Source organism: Pseudoalteromonas sp. QJM3NY_12 (genome assembly GCF_056173165.1).
In genome coordinates this window covers 567,793-593,268 of the sequence record NZ_JBWBUF010000002.1, presented here as the reverse complement: position 1 = coordinate 593,268, position 25,476 = coordinate 567,793, and the positions used below count along the sequence as shown (strand labels likewise).

20 protein-coding genes are annotated in these 25,476 nt (G+C 40.1%); 10 read left to right on the top strand and 10 right to left on the bottom strand.

The genetic code is table 11. The features are described from left to right. Nucleotides 1–4: 4 nt before the first annotated feature. The 5 genes from AC0VZ5_RS18395 (at nucleotide 5) to AC0VZ5_RS18375 (ending at nucleotide 5,827) form a co-directional block, all read left to right on the top strand. Entirely contained in the window at nucleotides 5–1,078 is a 1,074-nt protein-coding gene (locus AC0VZ5_RS18395; RefSeq protein ID WP_054201437.1) for a porin, read from the top strand. 11 nt (nucleotides 1,079–1,089) lie between these two features. Further along, nucleotides 1,090–1,497, top strand: a complete 408-nt coding sequence (locus tag AC0VZ5_RS18390) for a substrate-binding domain-containing protein (protein WP_178956981.1) — start codon at nucleotides 1,090–1,092, stop codon at nucleotides 1,495–1,497. 155 nt (nucleotides 1,498–1,652) lie between these two features. Next, complete coding sequence (locus AC0VZ5_RS18385) at nucleotides 1,653–1,955, top strand: YkgJ family cysteine cluster protein (RefSeq protein ID WP_198522866.1); 303 nt, start codon at nucleotides 1,653–1,655, stop codon at nucleotides 1,953–1,955. A 202-nt stretch (nucleotides 1,956–2,157) separates the two neighbouring features. Continuing rightward, nucleotides 2,158–4,275, top strand: a complete 2,118-nt coding sequence (locus AC0VZ5_RS18380; RefSeq protein ID WP_475474840.1) for an ATP-binding protein — start codon at nucleotides 2,158–2,160, stop codon at nucleotides 4,273–4,275. Nucleotides 4,276–4,291: 16 nt separating this feature from the next. Next, nucleotides 4,292–5,827 (top strand): HD domain-containing phosphohydrolase, encoded by a 1,536-nt coding sequence (locus AC0VZ5_RS18375; RefSeq protein WP_475474839.1) that lies wholly within the window; start codon nucleotides 4,292–4,294, stop codon nucleotides 5,825–5,827. Nucleotides 5,828–5,876: 49 nt separating this feature from the next. Here AC0VZ5_RS18375 and AC0VZ5_RS18370 read toward each other — a convergent pair whose 3' ends face one another. The 3 genes from AC0VZ5_RS18370 to AC0VZ5_RS18360 all read right to left on the bottom strand — a co-directional run bounded on the left by AC0VZ5_RS18370 (nucleotide 5,877) and on the right by AC0VZ5_RS18360 (nucleotide 8,235). Further along, nucleotides 5,877–6,494, bottom strand: coding sequence for a glutathione S-transferase family protein (locus AC0VZ5_RS18370; RefSeq protein ID WP_178956975.1), 618 nt, complete (start codon nucleotides 6,492–6,494; stop codon nucleotides 5,877–5,879). 48 nt (nucleotides 6,495–6,542) lie between these two features. Next, the gene (locus AC0VZ5_RS18365; RefSeq protein WP_475474838.1) at nucleotides 6,543–7,571 is read right to left on the bottom strand and encodes an NADP-dependent oxidoreductase; all 1,029 of its coding nucleotides are present in this window, start codon (nucleotides 7,569–7,571) and stop codon (nucleotides 6,543–6,545) included. 157 nt (nucleotides 7,572–7,728) lie between these two features. Continuing rightward, nucleotides 7,729–8,235 carry a GNAT family N-acetyltransferase gene (locus AC0VZ5_RS18360; RefSeq protein ID WP_178957430.1) on the bottom strand — a complete coding sequence of 169 codons (507 nt, stop codon included), beginning with the start codon at nucleotides 8,233–8,235 and terminating at the stop codon, nucleotides 7,729–7,731. 151 nt (nucleotides 8,236–8,386) lie between these two features. Here AC0VZ5_RS18360 and AC0VZ5_RS18355 point away from each other — a divergent pair, with 151 nt between their 5' ends. Then, nucleotides 8,387–9,592, top strand: coding sequence for an anhydro-N-acetylmuramic acid kinase (locus tag AC0VZ5_RS18355; protein WP_138605770.1), 1,206 nt, complete (start codon nucleotides 8,387–8,389; stop codon nucleotides 9,590–9,592). A 36-nt stretch (nucleotides 9,593–9,628) separates the two neighbouring features. Here AC0VZ5_RS18355 and AC0VZ5_RS18350 read toward each other — a convergent pair whose 3' ends face one another. Continuing rightward, nucleotides 9,629–10,114, bottom strand: a complete 486-nt coding sequence (locus tag AC0VZ5_RS18350) for a hypothetical protein (protein ID WP_198522863.1) — start codon at nucleotides 10,112–10,114, stop codon at nucleotides 9,629–9,631. A 424-nt stretch (nucleotides 10,115–10,538) separates the two neighbouring features. On the opposite strand from AC0VZ5_RS18350, the gene AC0VZ5_RS18345 reads away from it, so the two are divergent. After that, on the top strand, nucleotides 10,539–12,794 hold the full coding sequence (locus tag AC0VZ5_RS18345; protein WP_475474837.1) for a bifunctional diguanylate cyclase/phosphodiesterase: 2,256 nt from the start codon (nucleotides 10,539–10,541) through the stop codon (nucleotides 12,792–12,794). On the opposite strand, the gene AC0VZ5_RS18340 is transcribed toward AC0VZ5_RS18345, so the two are convergent. Genes AC0VZ5_RS18340 through AC0VZ5_RS18325 form a run of 4 tightly spaced genes read right to left on the bottom strand, consistent with a single transcriptional unit; the run spans nucleotide 12,787 to nucleotide 18,586 of the window. Then, a complete protein-coding gene (locus AC0VZ5_RS18340; protein WP_464711759.1) occupies nucleotides 12,787–13,785 on the bottom strand; it encodes an L-threonylcarbamoyladenylate synthase in 999 nt (332 codons plus the stop codon). The two genes, AC0VZ5_RS18345 and AC0VZ5_RS18340, sit on opposite strands and share 8 nt — an antisense overlap. Before the next feature lie 8 nt (nucleotides 13,786–13,793). Further along, nucleotides 13,794–14,591, bottom strand: a complete 798-nt coding sequence (locus AC0VZ5_RS18335; RefSeq protein ID WP_475474836.1) for a DUF6671 family protein — start codon at nucleotides 14,589–14,591, stop codon at nucleotides 13,794–13,796. 3 nt (nucleotides 14,592–14,594) lie between these two features. Next, a complete protein-coding gene (locus tag AC0VZ5_RS18330; RefSeq protein ID WP_475474835.1) occupies nucleotides 14,595–17,021 on the bottom strand; it encodes a YbcC family protein in 2,427 nt (808 codons plus the stop codon). Further along, complete coding sequence (locus AC0VZ5_RS18325) at nucleotides 17,018–18,586, bottom strand: NADH-quinone oxidoreductase subunit L (protein ID WP_475474834.1); 1,569 nt, start codon at nucleotides 18,584–18,586, stop codon at nucleotides 17,018–17,020. The genes AC0VZ5_RS18330 and AC0VZ5_RS18325 overlap by 4 nt, the downstream gene beginning before the upstream one ends. A 96-nt stretch (nucleotides 18,587–18,682) precedes the next feature. Between AC0VZ5_RS18325 and AC0VZ5_RS18320 the strand changes: the two genes are divergently transcribed. The 3 genes from AC0VZ5_RS18320 to AC0VZ5_RS18310 all read left to right on the top strand — a co-directional run bounded on the left by AC0VZ5_RS18320 (nucleotide 18,683) and on the right by AC0VZ5_RS18310 (nucleotide 22,158). After that, the gene (locus tag AC0VZ5_RS18320) at nucleotides 18,683–19,561 is read left to right on the top strand and encodes a LysR family transcriptional regulator (RefSeq protein ID WP_138621673.1); all 879 of its coding nucleotides are present in this window, start codon (nucleotides 18,683–18,685) and stop codon (nucleotides 19,559–19,561) included. 120 nt (nucleotides 19,562–19,681) lie between these two features. Beyond that, the gene (locus AC0VZ5_RS18315) at nucleotides 19,682–21,637 is read left to right on the top strand and encodes a hypothetical protein (protein WP_198522858.1); all 1,956 of its coding nucleotides are present in this window, start codon (nucleotides 19,682–19,684) and stop codon (nucleotides 21,635–21,637) included. Nucleotides 21,638–21,699: 62 nt separating this feature from the next. Beyond that, a complete protein-coding gene (locus AC0VZ5_RS18310; RefSeq protein WP_475474833.1) occupies nucleotides 21,700–22,158 on the top strand; it encodes a TlpA family protein disulfide reductase in 459 nt (152 codons plus the stop codon). 40 nt (nucleotides 22,159–22,198) lie between these two features. Here the strand turns inward: AC0VZ5_RS18310 and AC0VZ5_RS18305 are convergent, their stop codons facing one another. Beyond that, nucleotides 22,199–23,509, bottom strand: a complete 1,311-nt coding sequence (locus AC0VZ5_RS18305) for a DASH family cryptochrome (protein ID WP_475474832.1) — start codon at nucleotides 23,507–23,509, stop codon at nucleotides 22,199–22,201. Nucleotides 23,510–23,640: 131 nt separating this feature from the next. After that, nucleotides 23,641–25,368: a DUF885 domain-containing protein gene (locus tag AC0VZ5_RS18300; protein WP_475474831.1), complete on the bottom strand. Its 1,728-nt coding sequence runs from the start codon at nucleotides 25,366–25,368 to the stop codon at nucleotides 23,641–23,643. Nucleotides 25,369–25,476: the final 108 nt, after the last annotated feature.

Genomic DNA, 25,476 nt, shown 5'->3' with positions numbered 1-25,476 from the left:
ATCAATGAAACTGCAAAAAATTATACTATTGGGGGTATTTGTATCAGCAAGTAGTTATGCTGAAATTAATATTTCAGGTTTCGCGAGTATTAATGCGGGTAAAGTGCTAAGCGGCACCGGTGTCCCGCAATATGGCGTTGAACCAACCTTTCTTGCGGACTACCCAAATGTAAGTGCCTACACTGAAGATTTATCCTTTTCGCCAGAGTCTTTGATTGGATTACAGGTATCAGGCGATTTAGGTGAAGGCCTTTCTGTCACTGGTCAGCTAGTTGCCAGAGGAGTTAACGACTTTGAGGCAAATTTTGAATGGGCCTATATTTCTTACGATATTAACGATAATTGGACTATTCAAGCCGGTAAGAAGCGTTTACCACTATTTTATTATTCAGACTTCTTCGATGTAGGTTATGCATATGTGTGGATGCGGGCCCCTGCTGACAACTATACATGGCAAGTATTTAACTACGAGGGGGTTAATTTACTTTACTCAGGCTCTGTAGGTGACTGGGGAGTATCTGCAAATGTTTATACCGGTAAAGAAGATGATGACGATAACAAACTGTTATCAGACTTCTTCTTTCAAGAGCCGACAAGAGAAATTTGGGAAGATATGCTAGGCGGCGTACTACTACTTAATCGTGACTGGCTCGAACTAAGAGTGACCCACATGCAATATACCAACAAGCGTTTTCGCGCGGGTGAACCCGTTTTGTGGGACGGTAAAGACAGCAGAGATGGTAAATTTTATGGCTTAGCTGCAAATCTTGATTTTGGTGATTTTTTTGTTTTAAGTGAACTTAACCGCTTAGACCTAGATGGTAATCTTGATACTTATATGATCAGTGCGGGCTATCGTTTTGACTCAATTACCCCCTATGTCATGTTTTCAGACTTTGAACAAGAAGGTGAGGGCGATACAGAGCAGCATAATACATTTGCTGTTGGTGTGAGGTGGGACTTTCATCCGTCAGCGGCATTTAAAGTGCAATACGATAGGGTTAAAGATGATTCGTTTGATTTAGCTGTGGCTGGTGATAGTAAAGCAATCACCCTTGGTGTTGATGTTGTATTTTAAGGAGAAGTAAAATGAAAAAATTAATATTTTGTGTAATATTCTTGTTTACTAACTTCGCCTATGCAGATTTTGCTATTATTGTGCATCCCTCAAATGAAAGTAGTTTTGATGAGTCTGTTATTAGTCGAATTTATACAGGAAAAGAAAAGTCATTTAGTAATGGTAATAAGATCATTCCAATATCTCAAGAATCAAGCAGTGCTGCAACCGAGCAATTTAATAGTAAATTGCTCAACAAAACTTCTAACCAGTTAAAAGCGTATTGGTCAAAACTGATTTTTACAGGAAAAGGCACACCGCCTAAAGAGTTAGAAAATGACAGTGAAGTGATCAAAATGGTCTCAGCTAACCCTAACACCATTGGCTTTGTTTCTTCATCGGCTGTATCGGATAACGTTAAAGTGGTTTTCACTTTTTAATCCGTAACTAATAAGCGTGCTGATTAACCAGCACGCTTTTTTAGTAATTGGTTAATTACATATGACGATGTTTATAAAATCTGACAGTTATTTTACTGTCACCATTGCTCCGCTCGTGTATCCTGTAGGTTGTATATCATTTCTCATAAGTCTGTATGTCAAACTCAATCATTGCTGTTGAAAATATCGATACAACCGCCGTTACTTGTGCTAATTGCCAAGCGTGTTGTTGCCAATTAGAAGTGCGTATTGTTAGTGATACCGGTGTCCCTTTTCAGTATATTGATTACGACAAATGGGGCAGTGAAGTCATGAAGCGCGGCGACGATGGTTGGTGCCAAGCACTCGATCGTAATACGTTAATGTGTACTATTTACGAAAATCGCCCATTAACGTGTCGAGAATTCGAAATGGCGTCAGATGAATGTATTACCGAACGCGAGATTGCAGGAATATAATAAATTACTGCGCTATTACTCCGTTAACAAGTTAGCAGTAAGTTCTAATGCAAAATGGCTGTTAATTTTAGTATTTGCTAAAGCCTGACATATAAATAAATTTCTACACAATTCATTTGCCTAGAAAGTTTTTATAGTCTAATTTTTAAGCTTACTACTTCAAATCCTCAGGACATTGGCTTGCTTGTTTAAGCCTAAAATTATGCGACTAACACTCATACATTCTTTGCAAGGAAAAATGCTGCTTTATTTGGCATTTCCCGTAATGCTTATTATTACTGGTATTTTGAGTTACTGGTATTCAACCAGCCTTAATCAGGCTGTTATGCAAGCAAAGCTTAACTTGAGTCAGACCGCCGATACTATTGCTGCAAAAGTAAATGAAGAGACGCAATTGGCAGTACGCACTACCGAAATTATGGCCTTAGCACAGCAAAATGGGTTGTTTGGTGATAGAGAGGCAAGTATTAATTTTGTTCGTGCAGTGCTTAAAATGAATCCTTCATTCGTGGGGGCTTCTTTTGGTTATGAACCTAATGCCGATAATCAAGATCAAGCCTATGTGAATGCTTCGCCATTAAAAGAGGGCGTTTATGTAGACCAAACCGGTCGTTTTTTACCTTATTGGCATCGTGATTTTAGTGACTCTGAACGCTTGCTACTTGAGCCCTTGGTGGACATGGAATCTAGTCTTTATTATGAGGGAGTACGTCAACAGTTTTTACGTGATGGCAATACCGAAACGATGATCACTGAGCCCTATGTTTACGAGGGAAGAATGCTAGTTGAACAAAGTTCGCCCATTATCATTAATGATAAATTTGTCGGTATGGCAAGCGTAGATAGAGCACTTGCTGACATCACTGAGTTTTTACAAACCATAAAGCAGCAAGTAAAAATTGATGTTTTGCTACTCAGTCAACGCGACAACGTGATTGCAACGACATTGAATTACTCAGGATTAAAAACGAAAGCAATTTTAGATACTAATTATGCAAGTATAGCCAAGCAGCTAAAGTCACAGGGACAAGAAAGAGAGGTACTATCTGCTAACGATCCTTTTGATTCTGGGGTTTTCTATTTTGATAAGGCCAAGGTTGCTACTGGTAATTGGACAGTGATAGTGCGCCGCTCTGAATTGGATATTATTGGGCCTATTCAAGCGCAATTTAAACCATTATTGGCAGCCGCTTTTGCAAGTGTATTACTGATTTTTTTACTCTTTTGGTATTTTATTAACAGAACAACTAAGCGTATTAATATTGCGATTAAATCTGTTGAACAGCTAGCTAATGGAGATTTATCCATTCATGCTCAAAAATATATGGCTCAAAAAGATGAGCTTGGCACTATGTTTAGAAGTTTTGAGCGTTTAATTAAAGCCAGTAAAGATATTGATCAGGTTTGCTCAGCTATAGCCAGTGGCGACTTTTCTCAAACTGTATCTAAGCGCGGCCCTCATGACCGTCTAAGTGATTCTATTAATTTAATGTCGAGTAAACGCTATGAGGCAGAACAAGCTTTACTTGAACAAACCATAAAGCTTCGCCGCACTCAGCAAGAGCTTGTTGAAGCAGAAAAAATGTCATCACTTGGCAGTTTAGTTAGTGGCGTCGCACATGAAGTGAATACGCCATTAGGTGTTTGTGTAACTGCGACGTCGCATTTGAGACAAATACTAATTGAAACTAAAAACAAAGTTGCTTCTGACTCCTTGAGTAAAACGCAGTTTAGCGAATTTATTACTGAAGTTGATTTAAGTTGTGACATTTTACTGAAAAATATGCAACGCGCCGCTGGTTTAATCAGCAGCTTTAAACGTGTTGCGGTTGATCAAACCACAGAAGAGCTCCGTAGCTTATATATTAGCCAATATTTTAATGAAGTGCTCAGAAGCCTGTATCACACAGTAAAAACGACAGAGATTGATATTAAGGTTACAGCAACCGAGCTTGAACCAGAGGTCTACTCTGATCCGGGGGCTTTAGCGCAAATTTTTACAAACTTAGTCATGAATTCTATTGTCCACGGCTATGGTAATGGCAATCGAAAAGGGCTAATCACGGTTCATATAGAATACTCAGAATATGTTCAAATTCATTATCAAGATGATGGATGCGGCTTGACTGAAGAAGCTCGAAAAAGAGTGTTTGATCCCTTTTACACCACAAATAGAGCGGGTGGCGGTAGCGGTTTAGGCATGAATATTGTGTATAACCTTGTTGTACACCGCTTGAAAGGGCAAATATTTGTAAAGAAAAAACAAACACCAGGTGTTTATTTTTTCATTCAATTTCCCTTAACGCTATCAACTCAATAATTAGCAGGGTGTGTTTATGGATTGGTTACAAGATGATGACGTTTTAAAGCAGGCTTTGGATATTGAAAACGTTGAACCATGGAAAATTTTAGTGGTGGATGACGATGATTCGGTGCACCAAGTAACTCAACTTGCAATGAAGCGCTTTGAATTTGAGCAACGCCCTATCGAGCTGCACAGTGTTTATAGTGCAGCTCAAGCAAAAGAAAAACTACAAAGCTCAGAATGCTATGCTTTAATTTTGCTCGATGTTGTTATGGAGACAGAGCATGCAGGCTTAGAGCTTGCTCGTTACATACGCCAAGACTTACAAAATGTGTACAGCCGAATTATTTTAAGAACCGGACAGCCAGGGGTTGCGCCAGAGCGCAGTGTTATCCGCGATTATGATATTGATGGCTATAAAGCAAAGAGCCAACTGCAAAGCCATGACCTTGAATTAATTTTTTATACTTCTTTGCGAGCGTATCGCGATATTTGCATGTTACAAACCCACCGCCATAATTTAAAGCGACTAATAAAAGCAATTTCTACTATTACCCAAATTGGTGATTTAGTTGAGTTTACCTCTGTTGTTATGGAAGAGCTTAAGTTAGTGCTGAATATGAGCGAGGCAAATCTCTATATTGATGCGCCTAAAGTATTTGGCATTTGCCAGCTAGATCAAAGACTACAAATGATCGAAGGAGAGCTTTCTGGCATACATTTATTCACGGGCAACGGAATTGACAGTATTCCACAAAAACATCAAGAGTATTTTTTAAGAGCAAAGCAAACTAAGCAGAATTTTATAGCAGATGATCATTATGTTTATTTTCATCACTCCCAAAAAGGGCTCGATTCTATTTTAGCATTCCAATCATTACAACCGGTTAAAAAAGAAGCTCAGCAACTAGTCGATTTATTTTTAGGTAATGTGGTTTTAACATTTGAAAGCCTATTATTAGCCAATTCAGTTGAAGAAACACAACAGCTTGCTATATCGTTAATGGGTGGGGCGATGGAGTCACGCTCTAAAGAGACAGGTTCCCACGTGATCAGGGTAGGTTTATATGCCAAATTGTTAGCTGAGTTACATGATCAAAATAGAGCATATTGCGATAGAATTAGTTTAGCAGCGCAGTTGCACGATGTAGGAAAGGTTGGCGTTCCAGACTTGATTTTAAACAAACCTGCTAAATTAGACCCTGATGAATGGGAAATTATGAAACAGCACACCACCAAAGGCTGGGAAATACTCAAAGGTACGGGAAATCCTGTCATTGATATGGCGGCTAATATTGCGATTGATCATCACGAACGATGGGATGGAGCGGGTTATCCGCACGCTAAAAAACAGCAAGATATAAGTTTAGAGGGCCGAATTACTGCGATTGCAGATGTGTTTGATGCGTTATGTTGTCGTCGTTGTTATAAAGAGCCTTGGAGCATGGATGAAGCAAAAGCTGAGATAATTAAAGGCGCAGGTAATCATTTCGATCCGACGTTGGTTGAATTATTTGAATTGAATTTTAATGCGTTTAAACAAATTTATTTAGACAGGCCTGAGTAACGAGATTGTCGCTCTGATTGCGTTAGCCACAATCAAAGCGAACATAAAATTAGTCGTATTTAGCTTCAAGCTCGTTGGCAGTATGAAACTTTTCGTGAGATTGTAATTGCTCATCGTATTTAACTAGGTTTTTAAAGTGCCCTAGTTGGCCAGCGTTTTTAACGATTTCAACAATAAACGACATCATAAAATCGGCACCAGTGAGAGTATCGCCCACTAAATAACGTTTGCCTTCAAGGCGGCTGTTAAAATAGCTAATTACTTTAGCGGTTTCAGTATCGGCATAGCCCTCTAAAAATTGCGTTTTAGCACCATCTTTCTGGACAAACATTTTTAGCAATAATGGTAAAATTGCAGAGCTTTCTGCAAAGTGAAGCCATTGTTGGTAGTCTACAAATTCTGCAGTACCTGTGACTGGTGCAAACTTACCTTTGCCATATTTAGTGATCAGGTAATCTGTGATAGCACCAGACTCGGCGATCACTAAGCCATCATCTTCTATAACTGGCGATTTACCCAGCGGATGCACACTTTTAAGCTCATCAGGGGCTAAAAAAGTTTCAGTATTGCGCTGATAAGCAACAATTTCGTAATCAACCTCAAGCTCTTCTAATAACCAAATAATACGTTTAGAACGAGACTTGTTTAAGTGGTGTAGTTTAATCATTTTCTTCCTTATTGAGCTGTGTTGAATTACAACACAGCCTGAATGTTATTATAGTGGGCTGTTAATCTTTACTACGGTTTTACCAAAGTTCTTCCCGCTGATCATGTCGTTAAATGCGCTGATGGTTTTTTCAAAACCATCTACAAGATGTTCGCGGTACTGAACTTTTCCGTCTTGCAGCCACTTTTGCATGTCTTGTGCAAATTCGTCATAACGATCGCCATAGTCATCAAAAATGATAAAGCCCTGCATTTTAATACGCTTAGTTAACAATTGTCCCATTAGCATACCTGATCTATCAGGACCTTCAGGCAAGCTGGTGGCATTATATTGCGATACCAAACCACAGATAGGCACGCGTGCTGAGGTATTAAGCAAAGGTAATACGGCATCAAACACTTTTCCGCCCACATTTTCATAATAAACATCAATGCCTTGCTCACATGCTTTTTCTAACTGCTCGGCAAAATCTTCGGCTTTATGGTCAATACATGCATCAAAACCAAGAGTTTCAACAGCATGAGCGCATTTTTCGCTGCCTCCGGCAACGCCTACTACTTTACAGCCTTTAATTTTAGCTATTTGACCAACCGTTGCGCCTACTGGGCCTGTAGCTGCTGCAACAACAACGGTTTCACCCGCTTTAGGTGCGCCAATATCTAGTAAGCCCATGTAGGCGGTAAAGCCAGGCATACCCATAATACCAAGTGCATAAGACGGATTAGTTGGCTCTTTACCTAATGACATTAAGCCCTCGCCATTTGAGATAGCGTAAGTTTGCCAGCCTGTATATGCTAATACCCATTCGCCTTCGCTAAACTTATCATTTTTAGATGATTCGACTTGGCAAACCGTTGCACCAACCATTACATCGCCAATTTCTACAGGGTCGGCATACGATTTAGCATCGCTCATGCGACCACGCATATAGGGGTCCAGTGATAAATAAATAGTACGCAGCAATACTTCACCATCTTTTAATGATGGTAACTCTACGTTTTTAAGTTCAAAATTTTCATTAGTAGGAGCACCATATGGACGTGATGCTAAAGTAAATTGACGACTGGTTGTGGACATAAAAACCTCCAAATAAAGTGAAAAACCACCTACTACCGAATGTTTAAGCTTTAAAACTATACATTGCTCAACAATAATGCGCGGATAGGTAGAAAAGATTTGTACCTTGATACACGAGCTTTGGGCGAGAGGTGGTTAATTCAACCGTCGAAAGAATTTAATTAGAACAATTACTCTGTTTTAGCACACTAAATAGATGGCTATCAAAATAGTGACCATTTTTATAAATTGCTTTCTTTAAAATAGCTTCGTTATTAAAGCCATTTTTAAGCAACGCGCTCATTGAGCCAACATTACCTGCAAATACAGCCGCATGAATACGGTTTAAGTTAGTACTTTCAAACACTTCTTTAGTAATTAACTCTATGGCTTGGGTAATAATACCTTGCCCCCAATACTGCTGACTAAGCCAATAACCTATTTCGCCACTGCGGCTATACTCAAATTCACCAGGAATAACACCAATACAACCAACACACAGGCCATCAACTTCAATGGCTTTAATGATGCCAAATTTTGCTCCTTCGTTCACCCACCAGTTTGCATCTGCTTGGGTATAAGGAAATGGAATTTTAGAGGACAAATAGCGAGCTACTTGTTGATCGTTCAAAATGGTGACTATTTGGCAGGTATCGTGTTGTTTAAATGCTCGTAAAGTGATCATGCTACAAATGAGTTTGTTATTATCAGCCAATAACTTAGCAAGCTTTAAACGCTTAAACAATGAAAAACAATTCATTAAAATTAAAGTGTATACAGGTATAACTTTGCTTAAAACTCTTTTAAAATGTAAAAAACACCCAGACAGAGTCTCTATGCATCCTCATATCGAAGCCCTTTATAATAGCGCTAAAAAGCCCAGTCGTTTAATTATTGGTTTAATGAGTGGCACCTCTTTAGATGGTTTAGATGTGGCGCTATGTAAAATAACCGGTGCGGGTTTACATACACAAATAGAGGTTAAAAATTTTACTACGGTTGAATACAGCGACGAGTATAAAACTAAAATAAAGCAGGTATTTGCCAAGCGCGAATGCGATTTAGAAGTGCTGACTTTGTTACACCCTTGGGTGGGAAAACTCCATGGTGCTATGGTTAATCAGTGTTTAATTGCATGGGGTATTGACCCTGCGAGTATTGATGCCATAGCAAGCCACGGGCAAACTATTTATCACTGTCCGCAGTCGCAGCATAACCATCATGACTTTAAACATGGCACCTTGCAAATAGGTGATAGTGACCAAATAGCAGTTACTACAAGCATTACCACTGTTGGCGATTTTAGGCAAAAGCACATAGCCGCAGGGGGCGAAGGCGCACCTTTAGCGGTATATGGCGATTATTTATTTTTTGCCAGCCCTGATGAAAACCGCATTTTATTAAACATGGGTGGCATTGCAAACTTAACGTTTTTACCTAAAAACGGTGATACTAGTAGCGTGTTTAGTAGCGACATAGGCCCAGGTAACACCATTATGGATGCCTACGTTCAGTCTTATTTTAAAGGGCTGCATTATGATGAGGGCGCAAAGCTTGCCAAAGCAGGCAAGGTGAATGCAAAACTGCTAAAAGCGCTCAGCGATAATGCATTTTTTAAATTACCACTGCCAAAAACAACAGGGCCTGAGGTGTTTAATTTAGCCTTATTACGCGCAGCCCAAGCCCAAACTGCAACCCAAGATTTAAGCCATGAAGATGTGTTGGCGACATTAAATGCGCTTTCTGCGACTACGATTGCTAGGGCGTTAAATGACTGTGCTGAAGGGGTTCAAAACTGTGTGGTATATGCCAGTGGTGGAGGAATTCATAATCCATTATTGATGGAGCAATTACTAATACACTGCCCAAATATTAAGGCGTTTAAGAATACTGATGATTTAGGTGTTCACCCCGATGCCAAAGAGGCGGTGCTGTTTGCTATTTTGGCAAACGAATGTTTAGCAGGGCAGCGACAAAGTGCAAAAAATAAAAGGGGTGGAATTTTAGATATTACTATGGGTAAAGTGAGCTTTGCTGATTAACTAATTAAAGCTTAATGGAAAAGTTTATAACAAGAGCTAAAAAAGTGAGATTAAAGCTGTTCCCACACTGGCAAGGTACTGACGAACGCGATGAGGCTTTGGCGGCGTAATCGTATTTATTGGTACAGTATATCCATTACCAAATTGGTTAATGTGCATATCAAATTGCAAGCTATTTTTTAACGTACCGTGTTTACCATGCAAAATCATTTGCATTACAAAACCACGACGGTGCGCTATTTGACTTAACCTAAGCGTGACTCGTCCTTGCTCTAAATCAAGTTGGCTGAGCTTTTTTTCTGTGTAGTACTGGGCTTCACGTGCGTTTGGCAACGTTGCGCTAAGTGAAATAATATCACCTTCATGGGCAGCCTCAGGCAAAACGCATTGCAAAGCAATTTGATGCTGGCTATTGGCCTGCTGTGACAGCGTTTCAAATTCCATGCTGTGGCTCAGTGCCGCAGAGATAGGATCTTCAAATGACGGTAGTGCAAAGGTTAATTGCACCATGGATTCACTCATGGGGGCTTATAAAACTATATTGACTAATAATGCAGCTATTATCGCTGATGATTGTTGCATAATTATGACTAAGCTAAAGCGCTTAATACAAATGCTAGTTTTAATTGTGATTTTGAACTAAAGGTATTGTTTTAAATCAGTATTATATTTACGGAATAAATTATAATAGCCGCTCAATAACCACTGCGATAAACGTATATACAATTTAAGAATGGATTAACGTCTTACCTCAGCGATTAAAAAACAATACTCTTACTGAATTTTTTGTTAATTGCGCCAGTTTTTTATTGTTAAATAATGGGTGCTTTTTTGTGTTTGTTTCAATTTTGCAACAAAATAGCTTGAAAAAAAACCAAGCTAGCCATAAAGTGCAGTTAGGGGCCCAAATACATAACACACTACCAAACGGGTTGTGAGAAATTAGATGGCACTAATAAAAAATAATTTATGGAAACTCTTTTGTTTTTTGCTATTGGGCGGTCTAGTCCTATTAAGCGTTTTGTTGGCTTATGAATGGCGAAATATCGAAAAAGAATACCGCACAAGCTCCCAAAATCGTGTGGAGTTTTCTGCGCAAGCACTTAAAAGCACCCTCAGAAATAAAGAGCTTATGCTGGATCTAATTGGCAGAGATATTCTTTCAAACAATAACTTACCCGAGAAAACATCAACAATAAAACTCCTCGACAATATTTTACTAGAAAACCCTGTGTTATTAGGCTTTGGACTGTTTAATCCCCAAGGGGAAATTATTTACTACAGTTCAAATTTAAATGCCTCAACAATGATCAACCTTAAGAAAAATGAAAAAACCCGTCAAAGTTTTGCACAAACTCTTAGTTCAGACAAAATGGTCGTAGGGCAAACTTATTTTAATCAGTCGTTACAAGAATGGGTTATTCCAATAAGGAAGTCATTACGCGACAAAAGTGGCTCTGTGATTGCTGTAATGACTGCGGGATTGGCTGTATCAAGAGGCGCTAAGTACCTCAGTATTTTGCAAAGTAATAGTGACGATTACATTATCATAGCAAGAGAGATTGATGGTTTTATTCAATACACTTCCGTAAAAGATGCAGACATAGCTAGCTATACAAAAACCAAAATTAAGCAGGCGTTAGGGTTATCTGATAATTCTTTGATAAAGCAAACGGGCAAGGATAAAGAAATATTTAAATCCTCAGAAGAGGTGTTTAGTATTGATACACATATAGGAGATAAACCTTATATCACATCTGCAAAATTTGATAATCGCTATCAGTTATGGACACTCTCAAACAGAGCGATGCAGCCAATAAAAAGTGTATTTTATTGGAAGGTCTGTTGGTATTCCTTCATTTATTTACTGATTTGTACGCTCTTATATTTTGGTTTTAGATTTATTGCTCGTGCTGAGCAAAAACGGATTGATGAGCTGTTTTATCTTTCTCGTAATGATGATTTAACTAAGTTACCTAATCGAAAAGCACTGCGTGATAGTTTTGAAGCGAAAAAAGAGACATCGTTTAGCTTAGCAATTATAAACATTACCAATTTACGTTCGATGAATAATCGCTTCGGTATGGAGTACAGTGATAAGGCAATTAAAACCTATGCTGCAATGTTGCAAGCGACATTTGCAGCTCCATATTTGGTTTTTAGAAACAGTGGCAATGAATTTTGCATTATTACACCGCATTTATTGGATGAACAAAACAGGCATGTGTTTGAACAAAGCCTAGAGTCCAGCATTCAACATTACGAAGTTAATAACTCTGAACGTCTTTTAAATATTAGTGTAGGTGTGGCCAACTACCCAGAGCATGGCACAACCAAAAGTAAACTAGTGCGCAGCGCACATTTGGCTAATCAATGGGCAAAAGATACAGGACAGTGGCTGTGCCATTACCATGCAGGTATAAAACAAGCTTATTTACGCCGTTTAAAAGTAGAAGAGCGGTTAAATGTAGCGCTAAGTGAGCAATCATTCTCTATGGCCTATCAGTGCCAAGTAAATGAACAGGGTAAAATTCATGCTATGGAAGCACTAATTCGTTGGCATGATAGCGAGTTGGGTATGGTTTCACCTGCTGAGTTTATTGCTATTGCGGAGCAAAGTGATTTAATTTTTAAAATCGGTGACTTTGTTTTAGCGCGCTCTATTAGTGAATTTGCAACGATGCAACAACATAGCGATACGCCTCTTGAACTAGCAATTAACATTTCTGTGATGCAATTTCAAAGCAGTGCTTTTATTCCTAAATTATTGCAAAGTATAGAGGCGCACAATGTTGCTCCGCACAGTATCATTTTAGAAATTACAGAGTCACTGTTTATGGATAACCTTGAGCATGTGATTGAAACTATACTGAGCTTAAAATCGCGTGGAATACGTTTCTCGATGGATGATTTTGGTACAGGCTATTCATCACTGAGTTTATTAAGACGCCTGCCCATAGATGAACTTAAAATAGATAAAAGCTTTGTAGATGATATTTTAATAGATCCTAAGTCTATCAGCATGGTGCAAAGTATTATTGCCATTGCCTTCAGCCATAACATAAGTGTTATCGCTGAAGGCGTGGAAGAGCAGGCACAATTTGATATGTTAGTGGATATTGGCTGTAAACGTTTTCAGGGGTATTACTTTTACAAACCTGTGAACGCGACCTCTGTAATTGAATACCTGCAAGCTAACTAGTAGCCGCGCGACTAAGGCGATCATTCACTGCAGCCCACTCACTGCTTATTGGCGGCTTTTCGATATAAATAGTTAATGGGGTCGTCTCATCAATAAGATGCAGTGCTTTATACATATTTTTAGCGTATTCAATAGGGCAACTACTGAGCTTAGTAATACGCTCTGATGGAATGTCGCCCGCTAATAATTGCTGTTGCAATTGAGTAGAATAGATTAAATAGTGACTTTTACTCTGAGAGTTTTCACTCAAAATTTTAGCGAAATCTTCAGTATTAGCCAACATGGCTGGTGCATGAGGCTGATAATGCGCTTTTACATTACCCGGTACCACTTCGTTATGTGAATGTGGCGTGCTGACATGCAGTCCAGTTTTTTGCAAAATATCAGATGCTGAAATTGGTCCTGGGCGTAATATGCGTAACTGCTCTGAGCTGGCATCGACAATGGTCGATTCAATACCTACATTACATTCACCTCCTTGTAATACCGCACTAATACGACCATTCAAATCGCGCATAACATGAGCTGCGTTGATTGGGCTCAACTGCTTGTATCGATTAGCCGAGGGAGCTGCAAGACCAGTATTTAATTGTTTTAGTACCGCTAAAAACTCAGGATGCGCAGGCACGCGAAGTCCAATTGTGGGCAAGCCGCCTGTTACCGGACTGTTTAAATCATCTTTAGCATTTAAAATTAGGGTGAGTGGGCCGGGCCAAAATGCATCAGCAAGCGTGATGGCCGCCTTATTTACATTTTTTGCCCAGCGGTGCACATGCGACTGATTGGGAATATGCACAATGAGCGGGTGATTTGTTGGACGTCCTTTCGCGGTAAATATTTTCGCTACAGCATCACTATTAGTCGCATCTGCGGCTAAGCCATAAACGGTTTCTGTGGGTAAGGCAACGCATTCGCCGGCTTTTAATAGTGCTACGGCTTGGTTAATACGCTCTTCAGTATTTAATAATTGAGTCGGTTGTATTGATGTCATAATAACTCTTAAGGATTACAAAACTGGCAATATGTTGCATCGGCAACGTGTTTTTTATTCGCTTCAATATGGTTATAGCCGCAGCTATCACACAAAGAGGTTGTTGATTTTACTTGTTGTGTGGGCATGTTACACAGTTCACAGGGTAAGCCTTTAGTGAGTTGTTTGGCAACAAAGTTAGCACACTGGCATTGTGGACATTTTGATGCCAACCGCCTTGCTAAGTCCTCGGCAGCGAGGCGAATAATAGCTTGGCGTTGCGGGCTATACATAGCTCTTAAATCAGGCGTGATTATGCCTGCTTTGGGCACTTTCTCTTTAAATAAAGCAACCAAGCCTTCAAAGCTTAGCCCTTTAAAAAGTGTTTGAGTGTCATCAAGTATCCAGTGCTGCTCTTTAAAGCGCTGGCATGCGACCGTGATTGATTCAACATTAGTCTCGCTGTTAATGGTTAAGCTGCTAGGTGAAAATGGCCCGCCTGCATGTCCATAAATAGCGATGTCTGTGCGTTTATCGTAAAAACAAATTACTTCTTCATCCCAGTTCATTAACCCAGGGTATGGGCCACCTCCAAAGCTGCCTTCACTACCAAGCCCATATTGCTCGCCAGTGAGTTCACACGCTTGTTGAGCTTTTATTAGTGCCGCTATTTGGGCACTGCAATCACGCTGCACTTCATTAGTAAACATCCCAAGCGTATCGGTATCAAATAGACTGGTTGTTACCACATTATAGCCAAGTGGTTTCAATGCGAGTGCGATCAAGGGTGCCTTTTTATGTTTAGTGGCAATGACGGCGTTTAACATTAATTATATCTGCTCTGTGGAGGGGGCAATTGCAATGAAGTGTCCATTTTCAAAGCGCTCTAGCGTATTGTCATCGCCCCAACGAATGAGTGTTAGCCAATGGTTATCAATTAGTTCCTTCACCATCGTATGCTTGTTATAAATTGCTGCGATTGCTGATTGTGGCGCAGCAATATATACATTAAGGCGAATAGGTTCGTGCATCCATTTATCGCCATTGTGTAGCGATTGTATGGCCAAGCCTATGCGCAGGTCGCCGCCATTACCTTCAAATAAGCCTATGTTACCGCCCACCGTATTATGAAGTATTTTATTACCACTGCCGTATTTGTGATTGTCGTTAACCGAGGCATTATATTGGCTATTGATCCAATGGGTGACTATCATAGGCGCAGTCATAATAAGCTCTAATATTGCAAAGTCGTTATCGCTTTCCCAATCATAATCGTGTAAAAAACAGCGCCCCTGTAAGTTAATACTTCGCGTCCATGAGCGCGGCGCGACAATAAAGGCGGCATTATTTGCAAGTCCCCATTCAGGCCGCACCTGCGACCAATCGCGGGCGCGTTGATGATAAGCGTGATTAATTTCATCCGCTGATTTATCAATCAGCTTTGGCTCTATATTAACTAAGCGTTCGCGCTGAGCTGTTTGTGTTGCCACACTGAGCCATTTTTTTAGATTATCATCCAATTGAGCATCATAGGTGGTTATCACATCTGTGGTTGTATTATGAATGGCTGCAATAAACTGGGTGTTTTCTGACAGTGTGAGTCCCCGAGTTTTAAGCGCTTGACGTACTTGAGCATCGTTAAGTAGGCTTGCGAGCACTCGCACATTTACTTCACCACTTTGCCCGCCACAGGCGCCGCAATCTAGGCCAGCACTGTGTAAGTTATTGGTTGTATGGCTAGCATGACCCACTAACATCACCTGTGGTGCCAACGCTTTTATACCTAAAGTAGTAAGCACTTTTTGGGCTAAATCGGTTTTGTCTTTTAGGGTAAGTTGCTGCTGGTTTTGTGTTAATTGCCAGTCAGTTGGGGTGCACTTTTCAGCATCGCCTTTAGATAAAAAGGTATTTTTTATTAGTTTAAATGCGTATAGCCAACCTGCTGACTCAACCATAGAAAACGATGAAGGGGCCGATTTTGACCAGCTTTGCCATGTGGCACTATTTTGGCGTGATGCTTCAAGTGTCGCGTCTTTGTGAGTTTGCGTGGCATGTATAGCCGGTTTAAGTAGCCCAGGGAGCTGTGGGCGAGTAATAGCACTGCCATTTTCTTGATATTCCAGAGGTAAACCAAAAAAACCGGCAAAGCCAAAAGTTTCAATATGTTGACTTTGAGACTCTAGCGCACGGCGAATCACTTCCGAGCGAACATCAATACAAAACACCGCTTGTAATTGAGCGTTTTTCACGGGGGCTTTAGTCGCGGTTTGCAGCGCATCATTAAGTGGATATTGAAAACTTAGTTCTAGCGCTTTTGCCCACACCCATAATGGTTTTTGTGCTAGTTTATGTGCATGTAGGCGCTCAACGACAAGCGCTTTTTCTTGTTGCCACTGATTTTGTAGTTGCTTAAATGTAGCACTATCGTGATTGGCTAGGTACTGCCAAATCACTAAGTCCCATGCCATGCGCATGGCCAGAAGTTGCTTCATCTCATTTGTTGGCGTGTCGTAAAGCTGACCTTGAAAACGCAAATACGCAAGCCAAGATGCCCAGCCGTTAATATCTAAAAGCAATGAGTGAGCGTATAACTCTAACGAATCATTGTCTATATTAAGCGTTTTAAGGGTCAGTGCAATCAGTTCATCTGCGCATGTAGGTAATTGCTTAAAGTAGCCATTTAAATGCCGCTCATCCATAACAATGCTAATGCCTTTATCCGCTTGAATAACAGTTAGCCAATGGCGATATAATTCAGATGGGGCTTGAGTATCATTACGATGCAGCATGGGACCGAGTTGTTGATAATGCGCAGCACAAAACTGACTTAACTGATGAGTAATTTCATCATGCCAAGCCATTTTATGCTTATTACGTTGCTGGTCGAGTAAATCAGCAATGTTGTGCCAGTCTACTAATGGCACATCAATCTTAAGCGCTTGTAATAGTTGCTCTTTATTAAAGTCACTATTAAGTAGCGTTGCGGCATCGGCTAAGTATTTGTCGGTAATTATGCCGGTGTTATATTTTTGAAGATAAAAATCACTAGGCATTAGCATGTTGGCATTACATAAGGTATCCAGTCGTGCGCTTACATCTTCAATTGGCATATGGCGCATTTCCCAAAATGGGTTAACTGCAATCATCTGATCTAACGGCCAGTTTGGTGCTATGTAACCGCATACTTTATCAAGTAGGCTCTTTTGACTGTCGCTTAGCGAGAGTGCTCTATTATCTGAAGGCGTTAGAGTGCTCATTTTGATTCCTCAATAGTGATCCCAACGGCATGATTTTTTAAATCAGTGTGGCCATTATTAGGCAAATTTATCGGCCATATTTTTAGTGTTAATCGTGTAAACCACTCATCTAAATACAAACCTGCAAATAATAAAGTAGACAGTGATTTAACCTGAGGGCGCCAAGATTGATAGCGCAAACAGTAGCTTGCTATCATTAAGGTTAAAATAAGGGCTATTATCCAACTGTCGGCCAGGCTAAATGCAGGTTCGCGCCACTGCTCAAGGGGAAGTGCAAACGCAAAGATATTTTTAGCCGCTACATAGCTAAAGACCACTAATAGTGCAATTAACAGTTTTTTACTGCGTGTTTTAGCCGTAGCTGTACCATGCTGATTTGCAAGCAAAATGGTTAACGCTGATGCTAAAAGCAACCAAATACTTACCGCTCCCTGATAAGAGCTGATAAACCATGCTGCACCAACGATTATTATTGAAATAAGCGCACCGGCTAACCAGTCAAAGCATACTGGTGATTGTTTTGGCATATGGCGACGGATCAGATCTTCATTTACGCCGTTACCTGAGTTTAAAAATGCGAAAGCTTTATAAGTTGAGTGGGTAACAAGGTGAAGTAAAGCCAGCTCAAATAACCCCAGCGCACACTCTACCAGCATTAACCCCATTTGCGCACTGGTAGACCAGGCAAGCCGAACTTTAACGCTTATTCGAGTGGTCATTATTAATGCGCTGATCACCGTAGTTAAACCTGCAACAATTAAAATTAACCATTGGGCTGCGCTAGCTTGAATAAACAAAGGAGCAAATAAAATTAATAAAAAGCCACCTAAATTAATGACTCCCGCATGTAATAACGCGCTCACCGGTGTCGGTACTTCAACCACTTTAATTAGCCAGCCGTGTATTGGGAGTTGAGCGCATTTTATTAAAGCCGCAAAGGCAATTAAAAAAGCGGCGACTTGCTCTGCAAAAGACAGTGGTAGTGTGGTGGTGTTATAAAAGGCGGTTATATCACTTATGTACAGGCTATTGTGAGTGAACCACAAAATACCAAATGCAATTAGTAATAAGGATTCGGCAACACGTGCCACAATAAATTTTTTATGGGCGGCAAGCACCGCTCGTGGGCGCTCAGGGTAAAACATTAAAAGTTTATGTAGTGCTAAACTTATCGCCACCCAGCCTAGCCAAAATAGCGCTAAGTGGTTACTCATAACCACAACTAATACGGCAGTGATGGTAAGTAGTAGCCATCGCCAAAAGTAGTTTACACGTGGCTCACCTTGCATATAGTGCTTACAAAAGCGAATTAATATTAGCGTGATAAATAATATAAGCCCCAGCATAATAATTCGGGTCATGGTCAGCGATAAGAAACTGAGTAAATTAAAAGCATAAATTTGATGAAGCGTAATAGCTGTTATAAATGCAAGGCTATTAAACACCATTACTTTAAACAGCACATGACCATTTGAAGCGCGCGATTGTTGGCCAATTAACCAGGCTGCTATAAATGTGCTTAAAGGCATTATTAGCAGTAACAACGAAATAATATACTCACTCATTCAGTGCTCCTTATTTAGTGAGCAAAGTATGGCAAACTAGATAACTAAATAAAAATAGATATAATGCATGTAAACGTTCTATAAAAGAGAACAATAATGAGCCGTTTAAATTATCATCATTTATATTATTTTTGGTCGGTTGCTCGCATTGGTAACTTAACCCAAGCCGCGAAAGAGCTGCATTTGTCACAGTCAGCGCTCTCTACGCAAATAAAACAATTAGAGCACACTATTAATATTGAGTTATTTGAACGTAAAGGCCGCACACTCGCATTAACCGATATGGGAAAGCGGGTGCAAATGTACGCCAACGATATATTCACCAAAGGGGAAGAACTGTCTTCTTTTATTCATAAAGGGGTGATTTCGCAAACCCAGCATTTATCAATCGGAGTGCTCAATACGCTCTCTCGTAACTTTATCGAAGAGTTTATTAATCCCTTAATGAGCAATGACGAAGTACGCTTTTCGCTGACTGCAGGGCGTATGGATGGGCTGTTAAATGGCTTGGCAGAACACGAACTGGATTTAGTTTTAACTAATAAACCCATCGGGCTTGAGCACTACGATCAGCTTTGGCAAAGTCAGTTGGTATCTCGTCAGCCATTAGCTATAGTGGGTCCAGCTGATAAAAAAATACGTGGCCAATTTCCAACAGGTTACACGGATGCACAGTGGGTGTTACCCGCTAAAACTTCTGCTATTAGAGACTCATTTAATGCTTTGTGTGCTCGTTGGCAGTATCAGCCAAAAATAAAAGCAGAGGCTGATGATATGGCTATGCTGCGATTACTTGCCCGTGATAGTGGTGCGTTATCGGTATTGCCATCAGTTGTAGTAAAGGATGAAATAGAACAAGGCCTACTAGTTGAATATCAGCGTTTACCCGATGCGTTTGAGCACTTCTATGCCATTACCGCGCAGCGCAAGTTTGTACCAGACATATTAAAGTCGCTGCTTGCCAAAACCTGCTAATTACTTTTAAAGTATGTTTTTTGCGTAAATACTTTATTTTTAAATAATAAAAAAAGAATTAAAGCTTTTAATTCGTTGGCCGATACCGTATTTATATTGTACTGCAGATTAAGGATAATCATGGTTAATAAACTACAAGGCAATTATGCTAACTTAAATGCGTTGCTTGCCCAATCGGTCAATAATTCAAACCAAACCAGTATGCCCACAGGTTTGCAATCGCGTGCTCACTTAGCGCCAAGTTCGGCAACAATCACTGATGAAATGCTTAGTCAGTTTAGTGACCAACAAGTCGATGAAATACTTAATCAGCAATTATCCTCGTTACTCACGATTTCCAGCGCACCCAGTGGCTCAAATTATAAGCTCTCTAGTGAAGAGGTTGCACTACGTACGGTAATAAGCTCTCAGCAAGAGGGCTTATTAAAAAACGAACGTAGCGATCAGTTAATTGAGCGCTTAAATTCTTCGGTAAAAAATATCCAAGGTGCTTATGCCAACACTAGCGATATTTTATCAAACTTGGGGCAACTGGGATTTAATCAAAAAACATTTTTAGCATCTAGCCAACAGCGTGTTGAACGCTCACTTAATCCTTTCATGGAAAGCTTTAATCGCGAGCGATTTGAAGACGATGATAACTATGGGTTTGAGCTTTCGGTAAAAACCAAAGAAGGTGATGTTATCAATATCGCCTTTCATTCTGCGCAAGGTTATGATGAGGAAACAGGCGAAACCACTGACGAATTTAGCATAAGTTATGAAGTAGATGGCGACTTATCTGAGACTGAACACCAAGCATTAACGCAAGTACTTTCTGGTGTTGGTGAAATGGCGGATGAATTTTTTAAGGCTAAACAAAGCGCTTACAGTCGTTACGTACCCGCAAACCAAGCTGATTTAGATTTAAGCTTTCTAAGCAATTTTGATAACAAAGAACTTTCGGGTTTTGATTTGTACTTTTCAACGTCAGAGGGAAATACTGGTGATGCTGATGGAGCGCTCCTTGGAATAGATAATGAGCTTAATTTAAGTTATACCCTTGATGAGGATTCTGAGCAGCAAATACTGGAGTTTGAATCGGTAAACGGACAAAACAATATTGATTTTTCGCTTGATATGTCAACCATTGGCGCTCAAGACAAAAGCCAAATGCAACAATACATAAAAGCGCTCGATAAAAGCTTAGAAGATAGCCAGCTCAATAGCTCTGAGAAAAGTACACGTTCGGCGTTTGGCCAAAAAAGTGATGAAGTAATGAAACAAGGGTTGGCTGTATTTAAAAGTGCGTTTAGTAGTATGTCATCAGCCGCTGAGCGCTACAGTGAAATTGAGTCGGTTGCTACAAAGCAGTTTACTAATGGACGCGAGCTTGTCGCTAATTTAGTTGACAACATGATCACCAAAGATCCACGCTACCAAGGACTAGGAAGTAGTAATAAAAACTCCTTAGGCGATGGTATTTCTAAGTTAGCTGATTTTGATGCAAAATTCTCTTTTGCAATGGATCAGGGGGATTACATAGCAACAAGCACCACAAAGCTGAGTCAAAATACAGAACACCAAAAATCAGCAGGGTTAACTGGGGTTACTCAAGATAAAACGGCGAGCACGCGTTTTAATTATGAAGAAGGTAACCGCTCTGACATCCCTCCTGATTATTATGACAAACAAGAAAATTACACTATTGGTACCGCTGTAAAAAATAACGAATTGGTTGCCCTTGATCAGGCTCATGAGGTGGATGTAGATAAAAAAGTGTATCAGTTTAATCCCGAAATATCTCAATACGAGCTAAAAAAAGAATTGAAAGAAACCACCACCAGTGAGAGTAATATTCGTCTTATTAATGATATTTGGCTCGAGAAAAATGAAGATAGTCATAGTATGGATGAAAGAAAACGACTCAGTGGTGTGGGGGCGTCGAACGAGTTTAAAACAACGTCGAGTTATTCACATACGCAATTAGTAACGTTAATCGGTGACTTAGATAAATTAGAACAAAACAAAGAAGCCAAACGTGAGTACTTAGCCGTTTTATCACAAGTGGATGATTTTATGGATAAAAGCAAGTAACTTTTATTTACTTAAGCTCGATTGTGGGTATAGTAACTAAAACACTATTTAAGTATAAGATTATGTTTAAACAATTAATTTTACTTTTAATGTTGAGTTTACCACTGGCAGTGAATGCAACGCTCAAACCACACTCGGACGCTATGACTGCTAAGCGTTTATTAAGCGAGCACGATAAATTTGCTAAGCAATACCAAACATTTTCGCCCACACCGCAAGACGTTGTATTGATGCAAAAATTAGCAGGTAAAGAGGTGTTAGTGCTTTTAGGCACGTGGTGTCATGACAGTGCCCGTGAAGTCCCCCGATTAATAAAGTTACTCGATGAGTCTAAGGTTAAACTTTCGAAAATAACCTTTGTTACAGTCGGTTATGACAAACGTGATGAGGCAAGTATTGCCCTGGCGCATGACTTACAATATACCCCCACTTTTATTATTAAGCATAACGGGGTTGAAGTTAACCGCGTAGTAGAAAAACCCAGCGGCACTCTCGCCCAAGATTTAACCTTGGGCTTATAACGAGAGTCAGCTAGCCAGTATTATGTTTGAGGTTTTATTTTTACACTGGCCAATCAGCGGCGTCTAAGTCATCTAATTGTGCATCGCAGTGCTCATTTCCTTGCCACTTGGCAATGTATACACCGTGCGGATCATATTGCTGGGTTTGTTTTTGCAAATTAAAGTGACGTCCGCCGCGCGGATCAACACCAACTCCAGCAATATATTGCCAATTACCCCAATTCGACGCCACATCGTAATCGATTAACTGTTGCTCAAAGTAAGCCGCACCATAACGCCAGTCTAGTTGTAGTTCGTTTACTAAACAGCTAGCAACGATTTGTCTTGAGCGATTGCTAATAAAGCCCGTTGCGTTTAGCTCTTTCATAATGGCATTAACTAACGGGTAAGGTGTACTGCCTTGGCACCATTTAGCAAAACGATTCGGGCTAAACGTGTTAAGTGGCGAGCTTTGTTTCTTACCTTTAAAGGTAAATAACTGATGCTTAACATTAATCGCATGCCACTTGAAATACTCACGCCAGAGCAATTCAAACTTGATCCAGTAAGTTGACTCATTTGCGCCATACTGCGCTTCATAAGCATCTACAGCACAAAAAACTTGCTTGGCACTAATACAGCCAAAAGCCAGCCAACTACTAAATTTTGTTGAGTTATCAAAGCCATCCAGCTCATTGCGAGTGATTTTATAGCTACTCGGTAAAGCCGATGAAAAGTACTGCTGGCAGTGCTCAAGCGCAGCCTGATGCCCACCAAGTAATTGTGTATTCCCTGTTGCTGGCTTTTCTATCGGTTGTTTTGCGCAAAGTATAATAGGTGGAGGCAATCTTGCTGCTGAAAATGCATGTGTGGCTAAACTAATTTCTGCCGCTTCAATTTTTTTTCTAAAAGGTGTAAAGCCGGTTGGTAAATTAGCTAGTTCAAAGGGCAGTTGCTGTTGTTGATATAAGGTATCTTGCATCACAGATTTAAATACCACAGTCGTGCATTTTGACTTAAGAGCACTAATTTGGCGTTGCTCATATACACCTATTTGCTGGCTATATACAACTTCGTCAATGCTAAGCTCATTAATACGCTGTGTTAATACCTCAACTGGATCGCCTTCAATAATATGTAAAGTTTGGCCAAGCTCTAAAACAGACTCCTGTAGCTCATATAGGCTTTGCATTAAAAAGCGTTGTTTGTGGACACCATAGGGTTTTTGTTGGTAGTTATTGCTTTTAAACCAAGCAGGGTTAATCACAAAGACGAGATCCAACTCACATTGTTGTTGTGATAAATCATTGAGTATGGGGTTGTCGTCAATGCGCAAATCATTTTGCAGCCAATACAGAATACGTTTTTTCATACTTATGCTCTGGTTTTTAAAATCATTTATTTTACGAAGCAAAAGCGAGCAGAGATTAGTTTTAAGGTGTTTAATAGGGCTTTAAAAAAAGGCGGTAACAATACCGCCTCCCAATTTGTTTCCGTTGTATCTTAAATAGCTAATTTCTGCTGTGCTATCCAGTCGTTAATTACATCTTCAAGTACCGCCATAGGAAGTGAACCTTGACCAATAACGGTGTCGTGAAAGCTGCGTATATCAAATTGTGCGCCTAGCTGTTTTTCGGCTTTTGCACGCAGTTCGCGTATTTTAATTTCGCCCATTTTGTATGAAAGCGCTTGGCCTGGCCAAGAAATATAGCGGTCTATTTGATCTTCCACGGCGCTTTGTGGCAAGGCGGTATGATCAGCCAAATAATCAATCGCCTTTTGGCGGCTCCAGCCAAAGGCATGAATGCCGGTATCAACCACTAAGCGCACTGCGCGCCACATTTCGTAGCCTAAACGACCAAAGTCACTGTATGGACTTTGGTAAAAGCCCGCTTCTTTACCTAAACGCTCTGTATAAAGTGCCCAGCCCTCGCCAAAAGCTGAGTGACTCAGTGTGCGTCTAAATTCAGGAACGTCTAACTCCATTGCAATGGCGTTTTGTAAATGATGCCCAGGAATAGCTTCGTGCAGGCTAAGTGCTTCTAAATTATATAAAGGCTGCAATTTAGGTGTTGAGGCTAAAAAGTAAGTGCCAGGTGAGCGGTTATCTGGCGGTGGCATATAAAACGCACCACGACTCGCTGAGCCTTTTATAGTAAAGGTGTTACGCGGTAAATGGCCAAAGTAAGTGGGGAGTTTGCCATACATTTTTTGCGTTATAAAAGCGGTTTTTTCTAGCAAGTCTTGGGCGTCTTTTGCGTAAAATTGCTCATCGGTTGCTAAAAATTTTAAAAAGTCGCTGTAGCTGCCTTCAAAACCAACGCTATCAATAATGGCTTGCATTTGTGCTTTAATGCGCGCCACTTCTTTTAGACCAAGTTCATGAATTTGTTTAGGAGTAGCATTAGTGGTGGTGTAGTAATTAACCGTGTACTTGTAATAATCAAGGCCACCTTTAATACTTACAATACCCGGCTGCGATCTACAGTGCGGCATATATTCGTTTTCAAAAAAGTCGTAAAAGTGCTCGTAAGCAGGCACAACTTTTGAGGCAATTAATGTTTTAGCTTTATTTTGGTAAGTTTCTTTTTGCGCTGCAGTAAATGTATTAGGGATGCGGGTAAATGGCTCATATAAGGCGCTATTCTCAGGTTTTTTAACTATATGAGCGTTAATGCTTTGGCCATAACTTTTAAACGTTTCGCAGTAGTGTGTAAAACCGGTTTGAATGCCTTGTTTCATTAAATTAATGTTTTGCTGATTAAAACGAGGGTAGTCACTAAGGCTAACTAAAAATGCATCGTAATCCTCGGCAGTTAAAAAGGCCATGTTAGCTGGCGCTTCTGCAAAGTAAGTATGCCAGCCACTTAAAAAATTAACCGGAAAATACTTATCTTGATAAAGGTAGCTTTGTTGCTCGGTTTCGCGCTCATATTTGAATAAGCGGTAGTTCATTAGCTGCTCGTTGTTGAGTGTTTTTGGGTCAATGCTGGCTAAGCTTTTTAATACGCTGTTGTTATAAGCTTGGCGCTTAGCAATGGCTTGCTCACTCCAATTTGGCAATGTGCCGTTTGGTTTCCAACCGTCTGGATCGGTTCTAAAAAATATTTTTTCTGCTTTCGCATTTTCCCAATGGTTATCAATAATGGTTGTTAAGTCGCTGCTACTGTCGGCTAAGCTTGGCAGCGAGGTGGCTGCTAAACAAATAGCTAAAATTGTTTTTTTAAACATGTTGAATTTCACTTTTTAGAGTTTTAATTGTTATTCATGCGCGTGCCTATTTTACGATAATAACAAGTTCACTCAATTAATGCGTTGGTTTTTAACAGCAGTCTAGCT